This is a genomic window from Novipirellula caenicola, from assembly GCF_039545035.1.
Lineage (GTDB): Bacteria > Planctomycetota > Planctomycetia > Pirellulales > Pirellulaceae > Novipirellula > Novipirellula caenicola.
The window spans coordinates 196,061-212,246 of sequence record NZ_BAABRO010000004.1; the positions used below are offsets into that span (position 1 = coordinate 196,061).

General features: G+C 56.2%; 12 protein-coding genes. 5 read left to right on the forward strand and 7 right to left on the reverse strand.

From position 1 onward, the window contains the following. Positions 1–44 precede the first annotated feature (44 nt). The gene (locus tag ABEA92_RS10475) at positions 45–3,182 is read right to left on the reverse strand and encodes an efflux RND transporter permease subunit (protein ID WP_345683774.1); all 3,138 of its coding nucleotides are present in this window, start codon (positions 3,180–3,182) and stop codon (positions 45–47) included. Positions 3,183–3,305: 123 nt separating this feature from the next. Beyond that, positions 3,306–4,646: an efflux RND transporter periplasmic adaptor subunit gene (locus ABEA92_RS10480; protein ID WP_345683775.1), complete on the reverse strand. Its 1,341-nt coding sequence runs from the start codon at positions 4,644–4,646 to the stop codon at positions 3,306–3,308. Positions 4,647–4,997: 351 nt separating this feature from the next. Between ABEA92_RS10480 and ABEA92_RS10485 the strand changes: the two genes are divergently transcribed. After that, positions 4,998–6,797, forward strand: a complete 1,800-nt coding sequence (locus ABEA92_RS10485; protein WP_345683776.1) for a TolC family protein — start codon at positions 4,998–5,000, stop codon at positions 6,795–6,797. 334 nt (positions 6,798–7,131) lie between these two features. On the opposite strand, the gene ABEA92_RS10490 is transcribed toward ABEA92_RS10485, so the two are convergent. The 5 genes from ABEA92_RS10490 to ABEA92_RS10510 form a co-directional block, all read right to left on the reverse strand. Continuing rightward, positions 7,132–7,464 carry a tetratricopeptide repeat protein gene (locus ABEA92_RS10490; RefSeq protein WP_345683777.1) on the reverse strand — a complete coding sequence of 111 codons (333 nt, stop codon included), beginning with the start codon at positions 7,462–7,464 and terminating at the stop codon, positions 7,132–7,134. A 275-nt stretch (positions 7,465–7,739) separates the two neighbouring features. Beyond that, positions 7,740–8,495, reverse strand: a complete 756-nt coding sequence (locus ABEA92_RS10495) for an SGNH/GDSL hydrolase family protein (protein WP_345683778.1) — start codon at positions 8,493–8,495, stop codon at positions 7,740–7,742. A gap of 50 nt (positions 8,496–8,545) precedes the next feature. Further along, positions 8,546–9,391, reverse strand: coding sequence for a hypothetical protein (locus tag ABEA92_RS10500; protein ID WP_345683779.1), 846 nt, complete (start codon positions 9,389–9,391; stop codon positions 8,546–8,548). A 154-nt stretch (positions 9,392–9,545) separates the two neighbouring features. Continuing rightward, positions 9,546–10,664, reverse strand: coding sequence for a hypothetical protein (locus tag ABEA92_RS10505; protein ID WP_345683780.1), 1,119 nt, complete (start codon positions 10,662–10,664; stop codon positions 9,546–9,548). Between the two features lie 343 nt (positions 10,665–11,007). After that, complete coding sequence (locus ABEA92_RS10510; protein WP_345683781.1) at positions 11,008–12,351, reverse strand: hypothetical protein; 1,344 nt, start codon at positions 12,349–12,351, stop codon at positions 11,008–11,010. Positions 12,352–12,485: 134 nt separating this feature from the next. Here ABEA92_RS10510 and ABEA92_RS10515 point away from each other — a divergent pair, with 134 nt between their 5' ends. The 4 genes from ABEA92_RS10515 to ABEA92_RS10530 all read left to right on the forward strand — a co-directional run bounded on the left by ABEA92_RS10515 (position 12,486) and on the right by ABEA92_RS10530 (position 16,155). Further along, positions 12,486–13,784 carry a putative sugar nucleotidyl transferase gene (locus ABEA92_RS10515; RefSeq protein WP_345683782.1) on the forward strand — a complete coding sequence of 433 codons (1,299 nt, stop codon included), beginning with the start codon at positions 12,486–12,488 and terminating at the stop codon, positions 13,782–13,784. Between the two features lie 116 nt (positions 13,785–13,900). After that, a complete protein-coding gene (gene argC / locus ABEA92_RS10520) occupies positions 13,901–14,908 on the forward strand; it encodes an N-acetyl-gamma-glutamyl-phosphate reductase (RefSeq protein WP_345683783.1) in 1,008 nt (335 codons plus the stop codon). 101 nt (positions 14,909–15,009) lie between these two features. Further along, positions 15,010–15,297, forward strand: a complete 288-nt coding sequence (locus tag ABEA92_RS10525; protein ID WP_345683784.1) for a hypothetical protein — start codon at positions 15,010–15,012, stop codon at positions 15,295–15,297. Between the two features lie 171 nt (positions 15,298–15,468). Then, positions 15,469–16,155: a lysophospholipid acyltransferase family protein gene (locus ABEA92_RS10530; RefSeq protein ID WP_345683785.1), complete on the forward strand. Its 687-nt coding sequence runs from the start codon at positions 15,469–15,471 to the stop codon at positions 16,153–16,155. The last annotated feature ends 31 nt before the right edge of the window (positions 16,156–16,186 follow it).

The following is a 16,186-nucleotide window of genomic DNA, read 5'->3' on the forward strand; positions in this document are numbered from 1 at the left end:
GGACGCTCTCTTACGGCCCACGCCTCACAGCTGCGATTCAGCTGTCATACGGCCAATTGCGACTTGCGGTGCACCCATGTGTAGACACAGGGGACCAAGATCAGGGTCAGGATCGTCGATACGATCATGCCGCCCAGCAAGGCCCGAGCTAAGGGGATCATCGCTTCGTTGCCCGGTGACAGCTGAAATGCCAATGGCAACATCGATGCAACCAGAGTCAGTGAGGTCATCAGAATTGGACGCAGTCGCACTTGCGCAGCCGACATCGCGGCGTCGTACGGCGACAATCCATCCGCGCGGCGACGATTAGCAAACTCGACCAACAGAATCGAGTTGTTGACGACCACGCCGATCATCATCAACGTGCCCATTAACGATTGAATGTTGATGTAGGTGTCTGTCAAATACAGAACCGCCAACACGCCGCCGATCCCTAGTGGAACCGCCAACATGATGATCAACGGATCAAGAAACGAGCGGAACTGGGCCATCAACACGAGATAGACCAACAGTGCGGCGACGGCCAATCCCATCCCCAGCAGACTCATTCCCGATCGCATCTTTTCCACCGGGCCTCGCAACGTCACCGACACGCCGTTGGCGAATTCCATCTCTGCCAATGTCGCTTCGATATCCGCGGCGACCGAGCCCAGATCGCGTCCGGACACATTGACGTGCACGTCATTGACGCGAGCGATATTGTAATGAGCGATCTCGCCCGGAATGGTGACACGTTTGACCGTGGCGATGTTCGACAATGGAATCGTGATCGGCCCATCCGCGGTATTCAGTGACAACGGAATGTTGCGAACGTCGTCCAGCGATTCAAAATCATTCGACTCGTATTGCACGCCCATGAAAAAGTCGGTGCCCGATTTGGGATCGATCCAAATCGTCGGTGCATAGCCCACGCTCGACCCCAGCGCGGTCAGAACCGTCTGAGCGACTTCCTCTTGATCGACGCCCAAATACTTTGCTCGCGTGCGGTCCACTTGCACATCAAATTGTGGATAGTCAAGCGATTGAGCGATCTGCACGTCAGCGGTGCCTGCGATCGGCCGGACCGCTTCGACAATCCGCTCGGCGGCCTCGCGGCATTGGCCCAATGTTCCCGCCGAAACTTGAACGCTGATCGGCGTCGGCACGCCTTCGTTCAGTGCCATGTTCACAATGCCACCGGAAACAAACAGAAATTGTTCCAGCGGGTATTCATCCACAAATTTCTCACGCAACGCGTTGATGTAAGTGTCCGTGCTGGTGGAACGACCGTCCTGTTTCAAGTTGACGATGACGTACGCCGTGTCGGGGCCCGAATTGGAACTGAGCACGGTCGAGAACCCCGCTCCCTTTCCAACCGGCAACCCGATATTGGAGATCAGCGTTTCAATTTGTTCTTCGGGAATGGTTTGCTTGATCGATTCTTCGATGCGAGCCACCAACTTCTCGGTTTCATCCAGTGCGGTGCCTGGCAACGTTTTGAGTCGAATTTCAAACGAGCCTGCATCCACCGCCGGGAACAACTCGGTTCCGATTGACGGCAACAACAGGAACGTGGCTCCGACCCCCACAACGATCACCAACGACGTCACTGCAGGCACCTTCATTGCCATGCCAAGCAACCGACCGTACAAACCGTGTGGCTTGTCTTCGTCCTCGTCACCGGAGGAATCACGATTTCGGTCACGCATGCGATTGCGAACCAGCGTCGCACAGAAGGCCGGGACCACGGTCAATGCCAACACGTACGATGCCCCGATCGTGAACGTTGCCGCAAGCGAAAGTGGCGTGAACAGGTACTTGATCATGCCGGTCAAAAAGACCGCGGGCAAAAATACGGCGAGCGTGGTCACGGTACCAGCCAAAATCGCTCCGGAAACCTCGTCGGTCCCTTCGCGCGCCGCCTTCATCGGCGATTTGCCCATGCGTTGGTGCCGGATCACGTTTTCCACGACCACGATCCCGGCATCGACCACGGTCCCAATCGCCAACGCAATCCCGCCGAGCGTCATCACGTTGATCGTTTGACCGGTAAAGGCGAACCCAAGTGCCCCGATCAAGATCGCTAACAGAATCGTGGTGACAATGATCAGCGTGGGCACGATCCGGCGCAGAAAGACAAACACGACAATCGCAACCAACAGGGCTCCCAAGCCAACCTGCGTCATCAAGTTCGACATTGCGTTACGAATGTAGCTCGATTGATCCGAAACCAGCGTGACTTCGGTCGCTTCGGGAATGTCGCCGCGTTCCTTCATCTTCGGAATTTCCGACGCGATGCCTTCGTAAATACGGTCGACCACAGCGATCGTGTTTTCGCCCGGCTCACGCAGCAGCGGGCAATAGACACTGCGTTTTCCGTTGACGCGAACGATGTTGTATTGCAGCGCCGCGTCGTCAACAACGCGAGCGACATCGCGAATGAAGACGGGACGCCCCTCGCGAACCGAAATCGGAATTGCTTCGATTTCTTCGGTCGTTGGCAACGTGTTACGTGGTTGCACCTGATAATCGGTGCCGCCCATCCGCGCGGTTCCCGCCGCCAACACCAAGTTCGACTTTTTCATCGCTTCGACCACATCGACCGCGCTGACGTGATACGCCATCAGTTTTGCAGGATCGACATAGACCATCATTTGACGGAATTTGCCGCCAAACGGATGCGGAATCTGGACCCCCTTGAGGCCACCCATTTTATTGCGAACGGCGTAATAGCCGATCGTATACAGTTCCGATTCACTCAGCCCCTCTCCGGCAATGGCCGCCAACACGACGGGCAGGTTTGCCGGTTCGCTACGCAGCGTGAACGGCCACTCGATACCTGGCGGCAAGTGAAACATGTCACTCGCTTCGAGGTTGACGATGTCGTTCATCGCCGAACTGGGGTCGGCACCGGGCTGGAAGAAAACCTTGATGACCGCGGCCCCGGGGACCGTGCGTGATTCTTGATGTTCGATCTTCCCTGCCAACGTCAATGCACGCTCGACACGCGAGCTGACCGATTTTTCCATGTCCAAGGTGGGCAAGCCTGGATAGGAAAAGAAGCTGACGACGACGGGCTTTTTGAAGTCCGGCAGAATGTCGATCGTGATTCCCGGAATCACCGATGCGCCCAGGACGCACAACGCGATCGTGGCCGCTAAAACAGCAAACCGGTTTTTTAGCGAAAAGTTAGTCAATCCCATGGAGCGAAATCTCAAGTGATAAAGCGGGCGGAGCGTCAGACGTCTCGACGCCGTTTTCAAAGGGTCTATGCAGAAAAAAGGAATGCAGTCGCGGCAATCGCAGCTGCGGGATGAAGCGAAAAACTAGTTCGTCAGGACGCTTACCTTTTGGCCATTTGTAAATCGGCTCAGGTGGGCATCAATCACGCGTTGGCCTGCTTCGACCCCCGACAGCACCTCGATTGAATTGCCATCGTCCATCCCCATCGTGATCGGAGCGATCGAAACCGTTTCGTCTTGATCCACCACGTACACGTACGCATTGCCCGACTCTTCAAAACGAATCGCGCGAGCGGGCAACATGTTGGCGGCCGCTTTAGTCGAAAGATGGATCGAGGCTTGGCCGAACATACCAGGCAACAGCTTGCCGTCGGGATTGTCGATCTCGGCTTCGACCATCATCGTGCGAGTGCTTGGGTCGAGACTACCGGATCGTCGTGTGACGGTCGCCGTAATCGGGGATTCCGCCGTAAACGAAGGAAAGGTCAATGTGATTTCGTCGCCTTGATTGACGAGCGGTGCGTCGGTTTCAGGGACGGGAACGCGAATACGGACCTTATCGATCTGGCTGAGCACAAACAACGGTTTGCCGCTACCGACCTCACTCGCTTCGCGAACCAGATCGCCAGGCTGGACAAAGCGGTCGGTGATCACGCCGGAAAAGGGAGCTCGGATGACCGCGTAGGACAACAACACATCGAGTTCATCGAGTTGTCGCCGCGTGATTTCGGTTTCCGCGCGAGCCGCTTCCCTATCCGCTTTGGCAGATGCCACTTGCGACTGCGCCACCGCGACTTCGGCTTCGGCGGATTGCACCGACGACATGACCGCTTCCTTGCGGGCCTGTTCCGAATCTCGTTTCAGTCGCACTTCATCCAACATGCGATTTTGTAGTGATCCACGCTGGACCAAATCTTCGGTGCGATTGAACTCCGCTGACGACGCCGCCAGCGAAGCTTCGGCACTATTGAGTTGTGACTTGGCTTCGGCCAATTTAGCTTCGGACGATCGCACTTGAGCCGTGGCCAGATCGATGCCTGCTTGAGCCCGCTGTTCCTCTGCGACCAACCGCCGGATTCTCGCCTCGATCACCTCGCGTTGTTTCTGCATCTCCGGCACATCGATCGTCGCCAGCTCGGCGCCCGCGTTGACGTAATCGCCGATGTCCGCTTTCAATTCCTTTACAAAGCCCGAGATTTTGGCCCGCAACTCGGCTCGAAAGTAAGCGTGCACCGATGCGGGTTGCAGCGTTGTGCGTTGGACTTCGGTGGGGGCAACCTCGACCGTCTTGACTCGGGTCACGTGGAGCGTTTCGTCCTTTTTCGCGACGCCCGGTTTGGAATCAGGCGAACAGCCCGCGGTCACAACCAAGACGCCCATAACGCCGAGCCAAGCCAAACAGCAGCGGTGGAAAGGGTGATTCATTCAAGTTTCTCGTTTTCAGTTCGACGCACTCCCAAGGAGTGCCACCGTGTAGATTCATTCAAAAGCGGTTCTTTGCCCCTCGCTTGGCAGGTCACGATCCGCACAATCGGTACGACCGGTACCAGCGAACAAGCTTCGCAGAGGCAATCATTCATCATAGTTTGCACAACGCGTGTTTTCGATGGCGGCTAACTTCGATTCCCGCAGTTCAACGCCGTCATCCGTCATTATCTGCACTCTCGTTTGCCGAAGCACTTTCCATGTGACCGTTGCGTTTGGAGTAACAAGCACAACGCGAATGTGGATACGGCTACGGACTTAGCGATAAAGGAGGGCAGGATGCCCCGACTCATGATCACTCTTGACCTGATGGGCCTAGTGGGCCTGATGGGGCTGACGGGCTGTGCAGGCAACCAATACTTGACGCAAAATCCAACGCCCACTCGACTCGATCATGCCGTCGCCACGAGCGCGCCGGTCGCACCGATCAGCAAAACGGTCGATGCAGGATTGGCTGAATCCGTCCCCGCCGTTTCAGAGGAGGTGCGTCCCGTCAATCACCAAAAAGTCTCGGTGAAGCCATCGGGGGGTGAAGATCCGTCACGCCACGGAACCTTGACGATCGACGGACGTCAATACGAGCTAAAGCTCGTCGAGTCGAAGCCGAACGAGATCGCAACCGCAGATCTGTCGTTGACCGCCTTCGAAGACGGTCCGGTCGTGAACGTGCCCGTCGAACCCGCTGCACCAATGGCGTTTCCCATCGACGAGGATGTCCAATATTTCGAAGGCGCGATCCCGCAAGGCGACTTTGCCGGCCAACCCATGACCTCAACCTCTCATTCGATCGACTTGAATTTGCCATCGGCGTTGGCCATGGTCGGCGGCCAGCATCCAGTGGTCGGATTCGCCCAGTGGCGGGTCCAAGAAGCCTATGCCCAACTCGCTCGCGCCGAAGTGCTGTGGTTGCCATCGATCCAGGCCGGCTTTGGTTTTCACCGTCATGATGGCAATTATCAGGCCAGCGACGGGACAATCGTTGACATCAATCGTAACTCGTTCCAATACGGACTGGGCACCGGCGCCACCGGGGCTGGCACGACGCCGCGTCCCGGATTGGTCGCCCAATTCCATCTAGCCGACGCAATCTTTCTGCCCGAGATCGCTGAACGTACCGTCTCGGCACGCCACCACGCGGCCGCTGCGGCAATGAACGAACAATTGCGATCGACCGCCGTCGCCTACACCGAATTGGTCAACGCCTACCAAGATGCCAGCATCCTGGAATCGTCGCGTCAACGGACCGCAGAGCTGTTCAAAATCACCAACGACTTTGCCAAGGCGGGGGAAGGACTGCAAGCCGATGCGGACCGGATCAACACCGAGTTGGCGATGGTCGACAACCGCATGATCGCAGCCCGTGAACGAATCGCGGTGGCGTCGGCGCGGTTGGCGCAAACACTCAGTCTGGATGGAGCCACTCCGATCCAACCGTTGGATGTGACGGCGGTGCCAATCGATTTGGTGTCTCTGGAAATGGACAAGGCGTCGCTGATCAGCACAGGACTCAATTCGCGTCCCGAACTGAAGGAATCCAAATCGCTTGTGGCCGCCGCCTGCGAAGCGTATCGCCGTGAAAAGTACGCTCCGTTTGTCCCCAGCGTGTTGCTAGGTTTCAGCACCGGCGGCTTCGGCGGCGGGCTTGGCAACAACCTTGACAACGTGGACGGCCGCTACGATTTGGACGCCGTTATGACGTGGGAAGTCCGTAACCTCGGGTTCGGCGAGCGAGCGGCTCGTCGCGAGTCGTCCGCACGCGTTCAACAAGCAAGGTTCGAAAAATTGAGGGTGATGGATCAAGTCGCTCGCGAGATTTCGGAAGCGTATTCGCAGATTCAGTTCCGTCGTGAACAGATCGTGGTAACTGAGCGAGCGATTGGATCGGCCGAAGATTCCTACAATCGAAACTTGGAACGGATCCGAGATGGTCAAGGGTTACCGCTAGAAGTATTGCAGTCGGTTCAAGCACTTGAAACCGCTCGCCGAGCATACTTGCAAGCGATCATCGACCACAACCAAGCCCAATTTCAATTGCAATGGGCACTCGGTTGGCCGGTGACCGCGCCGGCCCCCACGGCAATGGGAATGTAAAGAAGCCGCAATGCCATTCCGGCCCCTCTACTTTTGGGCTTGGCGGCTAGCTTTTCTAAAGGCTAAATCCGCAGTCACTTTGCCCTTAAAGAAGAGACTGTGATTCGAGTTAGCCGTATTGGCCAACGCTGTGAAGCATTTTTCCTTACTAGGGTTTGTGCTAATTTGGCGTAGCGGAAGTCGTCAAGACTTTCGTTTCCATGACGTATGCCCCCCGAAACTCTTGACGAGTTCCGCTACGAAATACAAAGCCGTATTTGCCTGCTCAAAATGGTTCATTGCTGGAGCCGAAAGTCTTCGCGACTTTCGCTACGCAGCGGTTACCACGATCGCACTAGCCTTGCAACATGCGTGCTCGGGCCATCGCATCTTCGGCTTTGGTGATGTACTGCTGCTCTTGAGTGCCTGCCCATGCGCGTTGGTAGGTGACGCTCAGCGCGGTGAAGTTGAACGGATCTTCGGGCTCCAATTCGCATGCTTTTTCGGCATGCTGGATCGCCAAATCATGCTGGCCTGTTTTGGTGTAAACGCGGGCCTGGGCGAGATGAGCGAGCACGAAGGTATCGTCTTCGTTGATGATTTCGGTCAAACCAGCGATGGCTTCTTCGAACTTTTCATCATCGATCAGTTTTTCGACTTCGTTGTACTTTTTATGGACGTCCGACATATTTGCATTCCTGGTAGGGGTTTCGGTGGGCGGTGTGAAAGCCACGAAAACATTCGACCGCGAGGGGGGTTTTACCAGTTTTTTGGACTCGCGCCACCTCGGGGAACCCGGCGGAATTCTCGTTCTGTAGCGACGCTCGCCAGAGCGTGGTTGGTTGCCACGCAAATGCGAATAGCTACCTTCTGGCGAAGGTAGCTACCCAAATATGCTTCCCAGCGTTGCCTGTCAGAAGAGGGCGACGGAACCGGAATGCAGAACATCGCGGGTGGCGATCGTTAGGCTTGATAGAACACTTTAAGCCACTTTTTCGCCATCAACGCATGGCCAGCAAGCGTCGGATGGACGCCATCGGCGGCCCAGTACTGGGGCGGAGCCAGGTCGACCGCTTCGTCAAACATCGTCTGAAACGGCACAAAATCGAGCTTCATATTGTCGGCCAACTTTTTCGCGACCGCACGACGCTCGTCGAACTCGGGGAACCATTTGTCGTTGATCGCACCGCATCGCAATACGAATGGTTCACAGATGATGATGCGAGTCTTTGGCAGTGCCGCCTGCGTCTGCTGCAGCAGCGCCTCGTATCCGGTTTCGTAATCCGCGACCGTGCCGTCGTACCGTCCGTTCAACTTGTGCCAAATGTCATTCACGCCGATCAGGATACTGAGCACATCGGGCTTCAAATCCAAGCAGTCCTTTTGCCAACGGGCCGCCAAATCAGGAACCTTGTGACCGCTGATTCCTCGATTGTGAATGGTCAATTTGGATTCGGGATGAGCACTCAAAAGCTCGCCCGCGATCAACACCGGGTACCCGTTGCCGAGGCCACGCGCGTTGTTGGTGGATTGTTTTTTGCGATCGCGTCCGGCGTCGGTGATCGAGTCGCCTTGGAACAAGATCGTGGTGTTCTCAGGCACCGAGGGGGTCGATTCTGCCGCCATCACTGTCTGCTGCGACGCGGTCAACATCGCCCCGGCACCGGCGGCAGCCAACGAAGCACGGATCAAATCACGACGACCTAGTTTTGTATTCATGGTGTGAACTCTGAGGAAGGAATCAAGCGGGGAAAGGTCCGAGATGGACGTCATTGTAACTGCTGCGAGAGCATCCGTCCGTTGGCATGCCCCGCGATCACGGCAGCGTAATAAATCGGCAGCGAATAGTTGGGCACAAAATTCCCCAAGGCGCCGCCCACGTACGTTCCATACGCCGGATACAGGATGCGATTCGCTTCGATCAACGCCGGCACATCCTGTTTCTGCTCCAAATAAGCGAACACGTCTTGCGATGCCAACGTTTCGTGCCATAGCGGAACGAACAGATAAGCGGCCGCGTACGTGCCTTGATAGGTTCGACGTGTGAAATCCTTGGCGTGAGCCGCTTCATGCAGTGCCACGGCGGGAATGTCGCTGTACAGGTGAATCGTTTGGGTGAACGGGTTAAAATGATCACCCCCGATGATGCGTCCAGGCAGAATCGTCTCTCCCGCCACCGACAACGTGCCCAACGTGTAACGCCATGGCCATGCCACCGTCTTGTTCTGCGTTAGCCGCTTCCAATCTTTTAGCGGTGCGTATTGGTTCACACGCACCTTCACATGCGGCAGATTGTTTTGCTCGAGGTAATCGGCCGTCGCCAATATCGTCTCTTCCGAAATCTTGTGGCGATCCACGCGGCGGTCCCAAAGCAAGATCTTGTCCGGAATCCCCACGACCCAACCGATCCCATCGATTACCGGTTGCGGCTGGCCAATTTCGAATTGAGGATCATTGCTTTGCACCAATTCCGGAGCAATCTGTTGGCTGGCGACCGGAATCGGAATCGGCGCAAGCACCTTGCAACCGGCAAGCGGGATCAACAGCAATGCGACCGCTAGAAAACGAATGGAGTGTAGTCCGCCGCCAACTTTGGATTGTCCCGACCTATTCATCGATTCCGTTCCTGAAAATGTTGCCAGCCGCAGCGTTTTGTGGGGTGAAGCTATTGGTTGTCGATGTATCGTCGCTGACGGTCTGGCTATCCGACCAATGCGTTCGCAATGCTTCGCAACGTGGAGAGGGGGGGAGTGATGCGAGCGATGTTCGTTAACGTTTCTCGGCATCACCGCGAGGCGTCCATTTGGCAATCACGCCCGACTCGGCGACTTTGACTCGTCCCTTGCAACGCATTTCGTCCCCTTCGGATCGCAACCGCACGTGCACGATCACTTCGTCACTTTGCGGTTCGACATCCTGCCAGATCACGGGGACATGGAATCCACTTAAGGGACGCGAACGGATCAGTTCGGAAACCTCTTCCGCAGAAAACTCCCAGCGGCCGATCTTCGCTTCGGACGGCTCACGAGCAGGGTCGAGAATCACGATCGACATTTCTGCATCGATCTCGAAATCCTCGAGATTGACGGTCTTGCCGTAATGATCCAGCGCGTTGATGACCAAGTACAGTCCGTCGACTTCGTGGTCGTTGTCGGATTGATGCCCGCCCGACAAACCGGTGTGCAGCTCGAGCGTTTCGGGAGCCGAAATTTCTTCCTGAGTTGCCTTGGCCGCATCGGGCAAAATGATTTGTCCCGGCGGCTTGGGTTTCCCTTTGCCGTTGGATGATGGCGGCGGCAAAATTTCGCCAGGTTCAATCGGTGAAACTTCGGTGTCAGATTTTCCTGGCGGTTCGGGAACGCCCACCGGTGGCGGCAACATCCGCGGGGCGGGATCGACCAACGGTTGGTTCCGCTTGTTTCCGCTGCGTGAGGATCCATCGCTGATGGGGCCATCAGTATGGGGGCGTTCACCGCCACTCGGTTCGTCGGTAAACGGATTGTTCAACCGGTCCATCGGAACCGCTTGGCCCGGATCGATCAACGAATCGCCAAAGTCGGATTCCATATCGAACGAGTCGATTGAATCGGGCGGCCCGTACATCGCCCCATTTGATAGGGGCTTATCCGACAGAGGATCAGGACTCGGGATCGGCGGTCCGTAGTCGGATTGCGATTTGCTGCGATGATGCGGATCGGCGGTACCAGACGAAACCCGGCTCTTCATGCGTTCAAGTTCGTCACGCAACTTGCGATTTTCATAGTCCGCTTCGTACAGCTGGTCTTCGAGGATTCGAACTTCGTTGGCAATCCGCTGCTGATACAAATCCTTGTGCGCTCGGCCTTGGCATCCGGCCAGAAGCGTCATCCCCGCAAGCGAGAGAACCATCACACAAACGAAACGAGCCGGATTGGAGCGACCAATCGCAGCGAGATCTTTCGTTTGGACAGCAGGGCAAATCACAGTGGTCGTCTGACTTCTTCGAATCGTTTTTCGGAGGGATCGTGGCAGTTCGGGAGCTGCAGCCATCGCGGCGCACTCCCACCACAAAACTCGATTAACAGCCAGACGGCACTCAGGTCAACGTCGGTTTCACGGCGCCAGCGGCCTGGAGGAAGCGCAAACGAATTGCTTGCATTCAGAATTGACGGGCGGCAAGTTAAGGAAAAACGGTCGCTCGGCGCTCCAAACCGTTGGCGTGTACCGCCGAACGACGGTCACTTTGGCTCGTTCATTCCTCGAGAGACCGACTCACGTTGCGTGAGAACGATGGCACGTCGTAACCGCTTTCCCGCAGCCGTCTTCGAGCGTTTTGGTGCGCCGTTGCTCGTTCATTCTCGTCACCGAATCCAATGCTATCGTCTCGGTAAATGAACGTCGGATCCGCTTGAATTTCGTTGAATCCCACCGTGCGTGGATCGATTTGATGACGATACAGCAGCATTGCCATCGCGACATCACCCACCTGCGAGCGAATTTTGGTTTTCCGCGAGGGGATCATCCGCCACACGTGCGCGGTTCGCTTGTCGGCAAGTCGCGATGCCAAAACCGAATCGATTTCCAAACTGCTGTCAGCAAATTGGGGATGGGATGCACTGAGCACGCCGGCGGCCAAAATGGCGGTGGTTTGCCAGGGGGCGGGCGAATCGGGGTCGTGCAAAATGCAGCGGCACAGCTCCATTGCCAGTGAATCGCAACGGTAACGCATCGCGATTCGCAATTGATCGCACACGCTCCCTAGATCGCGATGCCGGAGCAGCCAATGATGAATCAACCGCCGGACCAATTCGTCATCTTCATCGTTCCCCAGACAGGGGCCGACTCCCGAATGCGCAAGTGACATCATCAACCGCGACGACGGATATGCGGTCGCCGTAGGCTCGAGGATCGATTCGGCAAACAAAACGAGAGCCCAGCGATCGAGATCGTGATTGGCGGCCGGATAACGCGACACACTCGCGTCCACTGGCCTCATTCGCAACCCTCCGGCGACATGGTGTTGCTGGTGAATCAGATGTTCGATTTGTCGCTGATGGCCGAGGTAAAGCCGGGCATAAAATTGGCGACTTGCGAAATCATTCCCCACCAGTTCGGAGAACGCTCGCCAACCAACCAGATCGACGTCACTCGGATTGATTTTGGGATTCAACAGTTGTCGGAACTGAGCGTCCACCGCCGCTTGATCAATTTGCTGCAGCAGTCGAAGCGATTGAATTTGCACCTCTAGCGATGGGTGATCCAGCCCGCGTCGAAGTTGCTCTTGGACGGCCCGACGCTGGGGTAGTGGGTAATCGACGTTGGTGGCGGCATCGAGCAATCGCAGAGCGGCATGCTGGCGAGTCTCGAAACTTTCCGCATCGAGCGCCCGGATCATGGTGGAAATCGGGATCGTGGCAAGAATCACCGTGGGTCCCTTGAAGGCGTGATTTTCCGTAGCAGCGGCGGTACCGACGCCGGCAATCAGCCCTAAGAGGGCCCGGCAGGGCAACAGCGCAAAGATTCGCCGACGACGATTCCCGTTTCGCTCGGGCATCGCGATCTCAGGCGGCGGCAGATGGGTAGAATCGACAACCATGCCTCCACGTTAATTCGCCGCCAGCAAAACAAGCATGTTTCGCCGGGAAGTGGGGGCAGAGACAGCGAGGGGGTTTCGGTTAAACTCTACGACCGGCACATTTAGAACTGCGTTCCTTCTCGTCGAAAACAGCCATGCAAATCATTTGTTTTGAAGATGCCCGCGTGAACCAGTTGGTTCCCATCGTCCAAGCACGCCCCGCCTATGCGGTGACGTGTGCAAGTTTGCGGTTGGTCGATCGATTGAAACAACTGGTCGCCGGCCCGCTGCAGGGCAGCTCACTATCAGGTTCGGTGCGGTCTTATTTGACATTGATCCAAAAACTGGACTACGAGCTCGAATCGGTCGAACAGGCCCTTGGTGGTTCAAAATGGCCAAGTGATGACGACGGGTTGCTAATCGTTAACGCTCGGATGGTCCCTCGGGTGGCGCTAGACGACGTGTTGGTCACGCTTGCCGGTGAAACCGAATCGTGCTGCGTCGTCGATCCCGAAGACGGATCGGTGCTGATCGCCCGCTGGACCGCCGCAGACTTGGCAGCAAAGCAAGCGGAATACGCCACCGATTCACGACAAAGTGTGGTGGAATTTCTGACCGAGCAATCGCTGTCGCTTCCCAAGCGATCGGCCGAAGCGTCCGCGTTCCATTGGCCTCACGACGTCGTCGCGTGGCACATGAAAGAGATGCGTGAATCGATCGAGTGGCGGATTGCTCATGGCAATTACAAACAAACCGCCGATGGCGTGTTCGTGGGCGAAGGCGTCTCGGTCGGCCAATACGCGGCGATCAACACCGACGATGGCCCGATCCTGCTAGAGAACAATGTCAAAGTTGGACCGTTCTGCTACCTCGAAGGCCCGCTGTATGCCGGCCAGGGCACTCGCGTGATCGAACACTCTGCGATCAAGGACGGCGTCTCGCTCGGGCATACTGTCAAAATCGGCGGCGAAGTTGAAGCCTCGGTGATCGAACCTTACACCAACAAACAGCATCATGGTTTTCTAGGACACAGTTACCTCGGCAGCTGGATCAATCTCGGTGCAGGAACCTGCAACAGCGACCTGAAAAACACCTATGGCACCATCAACATCGAATACGGTGAAACCAAAATTGCCACCGGGATGCAGTTCCTCGGTTGCTTCATCGGCGACTATTCAAAATCGGCGATCAACACCAGTATCTTTACCGGCAAAGTGATCGGGGTGTGCAGCATGTTGTACGGTTTTGTCACCTCGAATGTCCCCAGCTTCGTCAACTACGCTCGTCTGTTTGGTCAAACCGCGTTGCTGCCCGCCGATGTCATGATCAGCACGCAAGCACGCATGTTTGCCAGACGTAACGTGACCCAGCGTGAGTGCGACAAGCAATTGATCCTGGACATGTACGCTCAATCCGAAGCAGAACGCGAAGCCACCGACCAATACACTCTGTAAGATTGTTTTGTCCGTTTGCTTCGCAGGTTCACATTAAGTGATCCGATGGCGCTACAAACACCTCCCGCACCATTACAACATTCACCCGTATCGTTTTTCAAATTAGAGACCCGAATATGACCCTCCGCGTTGGAATCGTTGGCGCCACCGGCTACACCGCACTGGAAGTCGCTCGATTGCTGTTGGCTCACCCCGAAGCCGAGTTGGTGGCAGCAACAAGTCGCGCCGAAGACGGCAAATCGATCGCGGAAATTCACCCGAGTTTGGCGGGTCGTTGCGATGTGCCGATCGAGACATTGGATCCCGCCGAACTGGCGAAAAAATGCGATGTCGTGATGTGTTGTTTGCCTCATGGTGCGTCGGCCGAGACCTGCAAACAGCTGATCGACCATAACGTCCGAGTGATCGATTTCAGCGCCGATTTTCGTTTGTCGTCCCAGGCAACTTATGAAAAATGGTACGGCGTCGATCATCCTTGGCCCGAACGAATCGGAAAAACAGTATACGGATTACCCGAATTTTATGCCGAGCAAATTCGCGACGCCGACCTCGTGGCCAACCCAGGCTGTTATCCCACCTCGGCGATCCTGCCGCTCGCTCCGTTGATTGCCAAGCAATTGATCGAAGCGAATGACATCATCGTGGATAGTAAGAGTGGCGTCAGCGGTGCCGGCCGAAGCGCCAAAGTGGGAACGTTGTACTGCGAAGTGAACGAATCGATTGCGGCATACGGCGTCGGCAGCCATCGTCATCAACCTGAAATGGCCGACTTGGTGCACCGAATCGGCGGGCAAGAAATTTCGCTCGTGTTTACGCCTCACTTGACGCCGATGGATCGCGGAATTCTGTCGACGATCTACGTACGACCACGCGGCGGCAATGCAAAACAAGTGATGGAGTGTTGGAGAGAGCAATACGCGGATTGTCCGTTTGTCACTCCCGTCGATCACCTGCCCGCGACGAAACATGTCGCCGGGACCAATCACGTTCAATTGACCGCCCGGGACGCCGGTGATCGCATCGTGCTGGTGTGCGCGATCGACAATTTGACCAAAGGGGCCAGTGGTGCGGCGATCCAAAACATGAACGTCATGTTTGGGCTACCGCAAACTGCGGGACTGTAGCCTGCAAGCACCACGGACGCCGTTGGTTCATCTTGCGTCAAACGGGGGATTTGCGTAGTTTCAGCCGCTTGGTGATTCCATTTCATTCAAGGATTCGAGCGATGTCACGTTTTTTGGCCGGCATGGTATGCGGAGCGGTTTTGTTATTTGTAGCGATGCACTACCACGTCGTGCGGGGCAAAGAAGGTGTGTTTCTGGTGCCTAAGATCAGCAACAACCTATCGAACGTTTACGTCGACATTCGTGATTTCCGCTTGAGCGATTGGCAAGAACACAAATCGCTGGCCGCCGCAATGGTCAAGAACAACCGTTCCGATCTACTCGAAGACGCCTCGCTGAACGGCTTCCGCACGCACGTCAGCAGCCTGGTCGACGGATTGTTCGAGTAATCAAAGCGATTTTGAACTCTGCGTCGTCGCTGACCAAATCATCCTGTCACCAATTCAGCAATCAGTACGATGCTAGCATCATTTCTTGCGAAATGACTCTTCACGCCGAGGGCCTCGATTTCGTATACCTGAGCGATCCATTTCCCGAGTTTCTCGCTCTTGATGCTAGCAATGAACAAAAAAATCGCATGGTTGATTGGCACCGCTATTGGCTTGCTGTTCACCATCACCCGTTTCACGCTGCGTTTTCATTACCACAACGACCAACGTGACTCGCTGAGATCCAGTGGCGTGGGACACATCTATGCATCGCTGCATGCCCATCAGATCGCCGGATCGATGGCGGCCGAGCGAGGTACGGTCGCAATGGTCTCGCGATCAACCGATGGTGAAATTGTCGTTCCGCTGCTTCGATTTTGTGGTCACGAACCGGTGCGTGGCAGCAGCGGTGGAGCTCGCAAAGGAGGGACGACCGCACTGAATCAAATGATTCGGCTGGTCAGCGAGGGTCGTGTTGCGACGTTGGCAGTCGACGGCCCCAATGGGCCTCGCGGCCGAGTGCATGGCGGGGCAGCGATGTTAAGTGCAAAAACGACGGCGGCGGTACTGCCGTCGATCGTCATTCCGCGACAACGATACATTCTGAAGACCACTTGGGATCGACTTCAATTCCCAGTGCCATTCACTCGTGTCGACGCCTACTTTGGCGATCCGATGCATCCTTTGGCGGGCGAAACCGTCGACGCGTTTACGCTGCGGATCGAACGCGAACTACACCGTTTGGAACGCAAGTACGATCCTAGCGAAGCAGAATTCCTGGCCGTCCGGGACGAACCGACCCAGCAACGCGCCGCCTGACGCTCGGTGCTGCTAAATGAACGATTGCAGC

Excerpts from the sequence above, each read along its gene's own strand:
- ABEA92_RS10530 (WP_345683785.1), top strand. The coding sequence starts at position 15,469 with ATGAACAAAAAAATCGCATGGTTGATTGGCACCGCTATTGGCTTGCTG.
- ABEA92_RS10515 (WP_345683782.1), top strand. The coding sequence starts at position 12,486 with ATGCAAATCATTTGTTTTGAAGATGCCCGCGTGAACCAGTTGGTTCCC.
- ABEA92_RS10495 (WP_345683778.1), bottom strand. The coding sequence starts at position 8,495 with ATGAATACAAAACTAGGTCGTCGTGATTTGATCCGTGCTTCGTTGGCT.
- ABEA92_RS10500 (WP_345683779.1), bottom strand. The coding sequence starts at position 9,391 with ATGAATAGGTCGGGACAATCCAAAGTTGGCGGCGGACTACACTCCATT.
- ABEA92_RS10525 (WP_345683784.1), top strand. The coding sequence starts at position 15,010 with ATGTCACGTTTTTTGGCCGGCATGGTATGCGGAGCGGTTTTGTTATTT.
- ABEA92_RS10475 (WP_345683774.1), bottom strand. The coding sequence starts at position 3,182 with ATGGGATTGACTAACTTTTCGCTAAAAAACCGGTTTGCTGTTTTAGCG.
- ABEA92_RS10480 (WP_345683775.1), bottom strand. The coding sequence starts at position 4,646 with ATGAATCACCCTTTCCACCGCTGCTGTTTGGCTTGGCTCGGCGTTATG.
- ABEA92_RS10505 (WP_345683780.1), bottom strand. The coding sequence starts at position 10,664 with ATGGTTCTCTCGCTTGCGGGGATGACGCTTCTGGCCGGATGCCAAGGC.
- ABEA92_RS10490 (WP_345683777.1), bottom strand. The coding sequence starts at position 7,464 with ATGTCGGACGTCCATAAAAAGTACAACGAAGTCGAAAAACTGATCGAT.
- argC (WP_345683783.1), top strand. The coding sequence starts at position 13,901 with ATGACCCTCCGCGTTGGAATCGTTGGCGCCACCGGCTACACCGCACTG.
- ABEA92_RS10510 (WP_345683781.1), bottom strand. The coding sequence starts at position 12,351 with ATGGTTGTCGATTCTACCCATCTGCCGCCGCCTGAGATCGCGATGCCC.
- ABEA92_RS10485 (WP_345683776.1), top strand. The coding sequence starts at position 4,998 with ATGATCACTCTTGACCTGATGGGCCTAGTGGGCCTGATGGGGCTGACG.